Source organism: Bacteroidota bacterium, from assembly GCA_030706565.1.
Lineage (GTDB): Bacteria > Bacteroidota > Bacteroidia > Bacteroidales > JAUZOH01 > JAUZOH01.
This window is the reverse complement of sequence record JAUZOH010000135.1, coordinates 1-9,182: the sequence shown is the minus strand read 5'-3', so window position 1 is coordinate 9,182 and position 9,182 is coordinate 1. Positions and strand designations below refer to the sequence as shown.

10 protein-coding genes are annotated in these 9,182 nt (G+C 42.3%); 9 read left to right on the top strand and 1 reads right to left on the bottom strand.

Going from position 1 to position 9,182, the window contains the following annotated elements; translation table 11 throughout:
• The coding region (locus Q8907_08590) for an indolepyruvate ferredoxin oxidoreductase (protein MDP4274320.1) at positions 1–365 on the bottom strand (365 nt) is incomplete at its 3' end.
• 386 nt (positions 366–751) lie between these two features.
• Here Q8907_08590 and Q8907_08585 point away from each other — a divergent pair.
• The 9 genes from Q8907_08585 (at position 752) to Q8907_08545 (ending at position 8,412) form a co-directional block, all read left to right on the top strand.
• Positions 752–1,045, top strand: coding sequence for an RNA-binding protein (locus tag Q8907_08585; protein ID MDP4274319.1), 294 nt, complete (start codon positions 752–754; stop codon positions 1,043–1,045).
• 18 nt (positions 1,046–1,063) lie between these two features.
• Positions 1,064–1,258, top strand: a complete 195-nt coding sequence (locus tag Q8907_08580; protein ID MDP4274318.1) for a cold shock domain-containing protein — start codon at positions 1,064–1,066, stop codon at positions 1,256–1,258.
• 293 nt (positions 1,259–1,551) lie between these two features.
• Entirely contained in the window at positions 1,552–2,115 is a 564-nt protein-coding gene (locus Q8907_08575; GenBank protein MDP4274317.1) for a 4Fe-4S dicluster domain-containing protein, read from the top strand.
• A gap of 60 nt (positions 2,116–2,175) precedes the next feature.
• Positions 2,176–3,069 (top strand): CoB--CoM heterodisulfide reductase iron-sulfur subunit B family protein, encoded by an 894-nt coding sequence (locus Q8907_08570; GenBank protein MDP4274316.1) that lies wholly within the window; start codon positions 2,176–2,178, stop codon positions 3,067–3,069.
• A 102-nt stretch (positions 3,070–3,171) separates the two neighbouring features.
• Entirely contained in the window at positions 3,172–5,145 is a 1,974-nt protein-coding gene (locus Q8907_08565) for a CoB--CoM heterodisulfide reductase iron-sulfur subunit A family protein (protein MDP4274315.1), read from the top strand.
• A gap of 32 nt (positions 5,146–5,177) precedes the next feature.
• Positions 5,178–5,648, top strand: a complete 471-nt coding sequence (locus Q8907_08560) for a hydrogenase iron-sulfur subunit (GenBank protein ID MDP4274314.1) — start codon at positions 5,178–5,180, stop codon at positions 5,646–5,648.
• Positions 5,648–6,499, top strand: a complete 852-nt coding sequence (locus Q8907_08555) for a 4Fe-4S dicluster domain-containing protein (GenBank protein ID MDP4274313.1) — start codon at positions 5,648–5,650, stop codon at positions 6,497–6,499. Before Q8907_08560 ends, Q8907_08555 begins: the two co-directional genes overlap by 1 nt.
• A gap of 27 nt (positions 6,500–6,526) precedes the next feature.
• Positions 6,527–7,579, top strand: coding sequence for a 4Fe-4S dicluster domain-containing protein (locus Q8907_08550; GenBank protein ID MDP4274312.1), 1,053 nt, complete (start codon positions 6,527–6,529; stop codon positions 7,577–7,579).
• Complete coding sequence (locus Q8907_08545) at positions 7,579–8,412, top strand: FAD/NAD(P)-binding protein (protein MDP4274311.1); 834 nt, start codon at positions 7,579–7,581, stop codon at positions 8,410–8,412. Before Q8907_08550 ends, Q8907_08545 begins: the two co-directional genes overlap by 1 nt.
• The last annotated feature ends 770 nt before the right edge of the window (positions 8,413–9,182 follow it).

Here is a 9,182-nt window from a genome sequence, read left to right as displayed (position 1 = left end):
GAGTCCTGTTCATTTTGTGAAGAATGCATGGAAGGGTCATCAGCAACCAGCACGACCAATCCCCCGTTGATACCGGTAATGGCAGCATTGATAAAGGCATCGGCAGCAACATTTAACCCAACATGCTTCATGCAAACTATAGCCCGCTTTCCGGCATAACTCATGCCCAGAGCTTCTTCAACTGCCGTCTTCTCATTGGTTGACCACTCCCGGTGAATGTTTTGCCGGTCCCCCTGTTCAGAAACCTGTATGTATTCCATGATCTCTGTGGAAGGAGTACCCGGATAAGCATATATTCCTGAAAGTCCGGCATCGAGAACGCCTTGTGCTATAGCTTCATCGCCAAGTAATAAAAGTTTTTGCATGGGTTTATTCCATTAACGTTTATGCTTCAAAGATACAAAGAATTAAAAAAGACGCAAGAAATCGGGCTGTAAAGAAGCCTGATATTTCGCCTTTTTAAAATGATGGCAGCAGAATTACAAGTTCAATACTTGAATAACAGATTGTTATATCGCATTAATTTATTGAAAGTGAAGAGAACTAACCCTCTTTTTTTTCTGAAAAAAATAAAGAATTAAATTTATATTTGAAAATAAAGTTTATCTTTGTAAAACTTTATTGAGTTGTGTGATTAAATTTCTGCTCTGCTTAAGACTTGCCTTCCGTAGTTATCCTTTCAGACCGGTCATTTTTTTCTCACATTAATCTTAAAGCAAAAACTAAATTATTTATTAAAAGCATTTAAACTATGAACATTTATGTAGGTAACATCAGTTACAACAGTACTGAAGACAATCTGAAGCAAATTTTTGAAGAATACGGCGAAGTGACTTCGGTGAAAATTGTAAAGGATAAGTATTCCGGAAGAAGCAAAGGTTTTGGTTTTGTTGAAATGGCCAATGATGAAGATGGAAAAAGAGCCATTGAAGAACTTAACGGCTATAATCTGCTGAACCGTGAAATTTCTGTAAGCGAAGCAAGGCCTAAGGCTGAAGGTGAACGCAACTTTAACCGCAACAATTATAGAAGAAATAACTACTAATCAAATAAATTTTAAAAAATGTATCAGGGAAAAGTTAAATGGTATAATAACCAAAAAGGTTACGGTTTTATAACCTATGAAAAAGGTGACATTTTTGTCCATTATACCGGAATTGACCAAAATAGCAGGGAATTAAAAGAAAATGATGATGTTTCCTTCGAAATTGGTGAAGGGAAAAAAGGTCCGCAAGCCATAAACGTTAAGAAAATTTAATATTTAATATAAAAAATCCCGCCCAGGCGGGATTTTTTATTTACCCCCTTCTGAAATTTACTCCACTTTTTCCAAGCCTCTCACATAACAGAAATTATTTATTACCCAATTCCCTAAAGTATAAAACAAGTAGATATTCATAACTTCTTGTTTTTTATGCTTTTTTATGAAAAGATCCCTTCATTTTGGTGAACTTTTTATTAACTTTTTATGTTTTATAAAATAATAATAGGATAATTCGATTATTTTTGCGACTATTTAAAAAGTATTTGAATTAAAGTTATATTAAAGCAATGATACAATTAACTGATTTACAAGATAATAAATTTCTGGCTGAAGTTAATAAGATAAGTGGCAGCAATGTCCTTGAATGTTATCAGTGTGGAAAATGTGTTTCCACTTGTCCTGTATCATCCTATATGGAACTGCCTCCCAGAAAGATCATGCAGGCCATCAAACTGGGACTGAAAGACAAGGTACTTTCTGCCAATTCCAGCTGGTTTTGCCTGACCTGTTCCAGTTGCGCTGCCCGCTGTCCGCGCCAGATCGACATTCCCAAGGTGATGGAAACCGTCCGTCATATGGCTATTGATGAAAAAATATACCCGGAATCACGCAAAATCAATGAAATTCGGAAATTTCACGATATTTTCCTGAATATGGTCAAACATTATGGACGGATGTACGAAATCAGGCTGATGGCCGAATTTAATATCCGCACAGGCCGTTTATTCAAGGATATGGCATTGGCCCCCCTTGCACTTGGAAAAGGAAAACTTGGACTCTTGCCTGAAAAAACAAGGAATAAGGCAGCTATCAAGAAGATGTTCAAACTGTTGGATAAAAAAGAAAAATAGAAAACAGTTGTTTTCTGTTTAATTTAAGATATTGTAAGTAAGAGAGAAAATAATTTCAAGATGAATAAACTCACTTATTTCCCTGGTTGTTCGGCTCACGGGTCAAGCGGAGAATTTGAAAATTCCCTTAAGCTGATCATCAAAGCCTTCGACACAGAACTGGAAGAAATACCCGATTGGAATTGTTGTGGCGCAACCTCGGCCCATGTGATGACTGAAGATTTAGCGGTGGCATTGCCCATGCGAAATCTTATCCTGGCCGAGAAACTTCATAATAAAGTGATGACGGTTCCCTGTGCTTCTTGTTTTTCACGGATGAAGGCCACCAAAATAGAGTTGGATAAAAACCCTGAATTAAAGCAGAAGATAAATCAGGTTATTCCTGACGGTCAATATCAGGGTACAGTTGAAATAAAATCAGGCCTGCAGTATTTCTTTGAAGATGTGGGCATTGAAAAAATTAAAGAGAAAGTCGTCCGCCCATTGACCGGCTTGAAGGTTGCCTGCTATTACGGCTGCCTGCTGACAAGGCCTAAAGGCGTTGCCCAGTTTGATTCCCCAGAATATCCCACTTCCATGGACAAGATTATGGAAGCTTTGGGTGCAACCGTTGTTCCTTTTGATTTTAAAACCGAGTGCTGCGGGGCGTCATTTTCCATTTCAGATACGGAAATCGTTTATTCGCTGACCGGCAAGATTCTGGAGAATGCCCATGATGCAGGTGCTGACCTGGTTGCTGTTGCCTGCCCGCTTTGCCAGTCCAACCTGGACATGAGGCAGCATGGATCTGAAAAGGCCTATAAGGAAAAATTCAACCTGCCGGTTCTTTATTTTACCCAGTTGATTGCGCTTGCCTTGGGCATTCCAGAAAAAGACCTTCAATTCGGGAAACATATAATTGCAGTTGAACCCTTGTTGCACAATAAGTTAAAGGCTGAAGAAGTAAAAGCTTGATGGATATAACCTGATGATTATCAGGATTAAATAGAAACTGTTTACAGAAATAATATAATTTAAGGGCGCTGGCCCTTAAGATTTGAAAATTAAAGATAAAATATGGCACGAGTTGGTGTGTTTGTTTGTCATTGCGGTTCAAATATTGCCGATGTTGTTGATGTAACAAAGGTAGTTGAAGAAGCAAAGAAGATAAAAGAGGTCAAGTTTGCCCTCGATTATAAATATATGTGTTCCGATCCGGGACAATCAAAGATAAGGGAAGCTATTGTTGCTTATAAGCTTACCTCGGTGGTTATTGCATCCTGTTCGCCCCGTATGCACGAAAAGACTTTTCGCCGCTGCGTTTCCGAAGCCGGCATGAATCCCTACCTTCTTGAAATTGCCAATATCAGGGAACATTCTTCATGGGTTCATCAAAATGATAAGGTTAAGGCTACTGAAAAAGCAATAGACCTGATGCGTATGGCTGTGGCCAAATCCATTGCCAATGAACAGCTGCAGGAAATTTCAGTCCCGGTTACCAAGAAGGCATTGGTGATTGGCGGCGGTATTGCCGGTATACAGGCAGCCCTGGACATGGCGGAAGCTAAAATCCCGGTTATCCTGGTTGAAAAAAGTCCTTCCATTGGCGGACGCATGGCCCAGTTGGATGAGACCTTTCCTACCCTCGACTGTTCGCAGTGTATCCTTACACCCCGCATGGTTGATGTAGCTTCAAACCCTTTAATAGAACTGATGCCTTATTCGGAGGTTGTTGAATTACAGGGTTTTGTTGGTAATTATAAGGTAAAGATTAAGAAGAAAGCCTCTTATGTTGATTTTTCACTCTGCACCGGTTGTGGAACCTGCACGCAGAAGTGTCCGGTAAAGGTATCCAATGAGTTTAACCTGGGCCAGGGAATCCGAAAAGCCATCTACTCTCCTTTTCCACAAGCTGTGCCAAACAAGCCAGTTATTGATGCTACGGTTTGCCGTAAGCTCACCCAGGGGAAATGCGGGGTTTGCGCCAAGGTTTGCGAACGCGGGGCAATCAACTATGAGATGAAGGATGAAATTATTGAACGCGAAATAGGTGCCGTTGTTGTAGCAACGGGTTACAAATTATACGAAGCAAAAGAATATGAGGAATATGGAGTAGGCCGTTTCCCGGATGTCATCACTTCCCTTGAATTTGAAAGAATGGTATCTGCCTCCGGCCCGACCAATGGGCTGCCCATAAGGCCTTCAGATGGCGAACATCCCAAGAATGTGGTCTTCATCAAATGTGTCGGTTCGCGTGACGAAGCCAAGGGATTCTCCTATTGTTCAAAGATCTGCTGCATGTATACTGCAAAACATACGATGCTGCTGCATAGTAAACTTCCGGATTCACATGCCTACGTATTTTACATGGATATCCGTGCGGCAGGCAAAGGTTATGAAGAATTTGTCAAGCGTGCCCAGGTTGAAACCGCAGCAACTTACCTGCGGGGCCGGGTTTCAAAGATATACCAGAAAGGAAAGAAACTGATTGTACGGGGCGAAGATGCCCAGATTGGCGATGTGGTTGAAGTGGAAGCCGATTTGGTTGTTCTGGCTACGGCAGTTATGCCGCAATCCGATGCGCCCGAACTTGCCCGTATGTTAGGAATCTCTTATGACAGTTACGGCTTCTTCTCTGAGGCTCACCCGAAATTAAGGCCGGTAGAGACAACCAAAGCCGGGATTTATCTGGCAGGCTGCGATCAGGCACCTAAAGACATTCCGGATACCGTTGCCCAGGCATCGGCTTGCGCAGCAAAGGTTATGGGCCTTTTTGCCAGCGATACCATGAAGAAAGATCCGATGATCACCGCCATCAACACCGATTTTTGTACTGGCTGCCTGAACTGTATGCAGGTTTGCCCCTACGGTGCAATTGTTTCTGAAGAGATACCGGTCAGTCGGGGATCAAAAGAAACCCGGACAGTGGCTAAAGTCAACGAAGGCGTTTGCCAGGGATGCGGCTGCTGCACGGCTGTCTGCCGTTCGAATGCCACCAGCCTTTCGGGCTTTACCAGCAAGCAGATTATCAACGAAATAGTGTCAATCTAAAATAAAAGAGGTAAGAATTATCTTTTCAAAATATGAACGAGACAATAAATGAAAAAGTGAGTGCGGAAACTGCAACATCCGAAGAATGGCAGCCGAAAATTATTGGCTTCCTGTGCAACTGGTGTTCGTATGCAGGTTCTGATCTGACGGGAACATCCCGTACACAATATCCGCCTAATATCCGGATTATAAGGGTTCCGTGTTCCTCAAGGGTCGATCCGGCTTTCATACTCAAAGCATTACAGACTACAGCCGATGGCGTGCTTGTTTCCGGTTGCCATCCGGGCGATTGCCATTATATTACGGGAAATTATTATGCACGGCGACGTTTTCTGGTTACCCGGGAGCTGCTCAAATTTGTCGGTTACGACGAAAAAAGGGTACAATTTTCGTGGGTTTCCGCTGCCGAAGGTGCCAAATTCGCCCAAGTGGTTAAGAAAGTCACCGAAGACATCAAGGAACTTGGACCGCTGCATCATCTTAAAAAGGAGGATATTAAATAATGGACTTCACGAAAGAAATTCAAGATATTGCCCTGCAGCTTTTCCAGGAAAATAAAATTGAACTGTTTATCGGTTACCAAAAGCTGGCCGAAGAAAACAGGACGGTGCCTTTTATTGCTACCTCTGCCGAAGAAGCCAAAAATTTGGTTTTCAATGATGAATCGGCTTACAACCTGACCAACTACCTGACCATGGAACATGCCAAAGGCAAGAAGGTCGGTATTGTTGTAAAAGGCTGTGACAGCCGTGCACTGAATATGCTGATCACCGAAGGCCAGATAAAAAGGGAAAATTTGCAGGTTGTAGGCGTTTGCTGCACAGGTGTTAAAAATGATAAAGGTGAACTTTACGGAAATTGCGCAAATTGCATAATGCCTGATGCCGTTATTCACGATTCCCTGCTTGGAACCCCTAAAGGAAAACCCGAGTATCAGGCAGACCCCGAAGTGCTTCAACTTAAAGAAAAAAGCCAGGAAGAACGTGCCCGCTTCTTTGAAGATGTTTTTGACAACTGCATCCGCTGCAATGCCTGCCGTTTGTCCTGCCCACTTTGCTATTGCGATAAATGCGCCATCGACCAGGAATCAGCTGCTTTCTATAATGCAGCAAATACTGTTCCGAATGCAGCAACTGCTCTGCTGACCTGGTCATTACACCTGGCCGGACGTTGCGTTGATTGCAGGAACTGCGAAAAAGCCTGTCCCAAGAACCTGCCATTGCACCTGTTGCACAAGTACAACGAAATGGTGATTTACGAGAATTTCCAGCATTATATTTCGGGCATGAATGAAAAGGAACGCGGTGCTTTTTATCAATATAAACTTGAAGATCCCAACGACTTCATTCTTTGATCGCACAAATTTTAAATCACTGAACCCATGAGTTATTCAATATACAAAACCGGCAAGGATGGAATCAATGAGTTCTACAGCTCATTGATCGGGAAGTTTGACACCTATGCTCCGGTAGAAAATTTTGGCGTATTCCGTTACAAAAAGGTAACGAATCTGGCTGACTGCAATCCTGATCCTCCGATCAAGGCCACAATGAGCATCAAGCCTTTGTTTTTGCCTCAGACCTCGGAAATAATCCGGTATTCGGAGGATAGCGAAGGAGTGCATCTCAAACCCTTGACTAAAGATCCGTACGAAGATTTTAAGGTGATCATCGGGGTAAGGCCTTGCGATGCACAGGGAATGAAGGTTCTGGAAAAGGTTGCCAAATGGGATTTTGAAGATGAAGATTTCCTGAAACGTAAGGAAAACAGCATCATCATTTCCACACTTTGTACAAAACCTGAGAATTCCTGCTTCTGCACTTCACTGGATTATGATATAGAAACTTCTGATGCCAGCGACATAGTCGTGATTTCTGCCGGTCAGGATGTTTTGGTCAAGGCTTCTTCAGAAAAAGGTGAAAAATTCCTTTCTGAGAACAAGGGTAACCTGCAAAAGGTGGATGGAGCTGAAGATCTTGTTCATGCTTCGTTCGAAGAGTTTAAAAAAGCTGTTCCCAACAAACTTTCTTATAAAGAGATTCAGGAAAAGCTGCAACAGGCCTTTGATTCAGGCGAATTTGACCTTGCAGCTCAAAACTGCCTGGGATGCAATGCCTGTGCATACATTTGCCCGACCTGCCACTGTTTCAAGGTATCAGATGAAAAGATCAAAGACTGTGGCGTCCGTTATAAATGCTATGATTCGTGCCAGTCGAAATATTTCACCCAAATGGCCGGCGGCCACAATCCGCGGCCTGTGAAATTCAGGCGTTGGCGCCAGCGTATCATGCACAAATTCGTTTATTATAAAGAACGCTTTGGAGTGAACCTCTGCATAGGATGCGGAAAATGCACCAATTTCTGCCCTGTGCATGAAGGAATTTTCAAAGTGGTTAATGATATTGTCAGCAAAAGCAAGGAGGAAGTTAAATAATGGAGAAGATACTTACACCTGCATTATGTAAAGTTGAAGCTGTCGTGGACGAAACGCCCGATGTTAAAACCTTCAGGTTGAAATTTGTAGAAGAAAAATATGCGCAGGATTTCCAGTGGAAACCCGGACAGTTTGTGGAATTTTCGCTGTTCGGCCATGGTGAATGCACCTTTTGTATTGCCTCCTCTCCTACACGCAAAGGTACTTTTGAATGTTCGGTAAAGAAAGCCGGGCAAATCACCTCAGACATACACGATTTGGTGGAAGAAGGATCTGAAGTCGGCATCCGCGGCCCTTACGGCAACAATTTCCCTTTGGAAGACATTAAGGGCAAAAACCTGCTGTTCATCGGCGGTGGTATCGGGATGGCACCTGTACGTTCCCTGATCCAGTATGTGCTCGACAATCGCAAGGATTATAAGGATATCAATATACTTTACGGATCGCGTAGTCCTGCCGACCTGGTTTACAAAAGCGAACTGGAGGAATGGAAAAATAATCCGGACATAAAGCTGACGCTTACCGTCGACCGCGGTGATGACGAATGGAAAGGCAATGTAGGCGTAGTTCCCAAGATCCTTGAAGAAGTTGTTAAGCCAACCATAGAGAATACAAAGGTGATTACCTGTGGCCCGCCCATCATGATTAAATTTACGGTACAATCGTTGCTGAAGCTCGGATTTGCACCCAAGGATATCATTACTACTCTTGAAATGAAGATGCAGTGCGGACTTGGCAAATGCGGACGTTGCAACATCGGACATATTTATGTTTGCAAGGACGGCCCTGTTTTTACTTATGACCAGTTGCAGGATCTGCCTGACGAATTCTAGAACATGATCCTATTCTGATATAAAATTCAATACGTAGAAAGCCTCAAAGTGGATGACATTTTGGGGCTTTTTAATACACACACTGAGGCACTAACACAGAGGAATTAGACCTCAGTATTTCTCAGCGTAATCATAATATTTTTTAGTATTTTTTGCGCCTCTGCGCCTTTGCGTGGAAAATACATTGCTCGCCAAGCCGCAAAAAATAAATACTTTAATAAAAGCATTGGGGTTTGCCTTAAACACACTGTCTTCGACTACGCTTAGGCACCGGCAGTCCCTGTTTCCTATGCAGAATCAAAGACCACCGGCTGGAGCATATTATAAAAAGCCACCAAATAATTTCCTATATTTACTTAAAATAATTTGAAATTGAGGCAAAGAATTTTGCCTTAGCCGCGTAGCGGCGACCTATTTGTAGATAAATACAAGAAATCATATTGTAATAAAGTCGCATAGCGGCGACCTATAAATTAAATATGGCTAATACATACAGTCAAGTCTATCTGCATTCTTTTTTACAGTCAAAGAAAGGGGAAATTTAATCTCTTCAAGTCACAATGATGAATTACAAAAGTATATTACAGGATTTGTTCAAAACCGAAAGCGAAAATTACTGGCCATAAATAATGTGCCGGATCATATACATATTTTTACAGGTTTTGGAACCACCATGTCCATGGCAGATTTTATGGAAGAAATAAAGTCTATATCTTCCAAATTCATCAATGATAAAGGATGGGTGAAGGGGAAGTTTGAATGGCAACGAG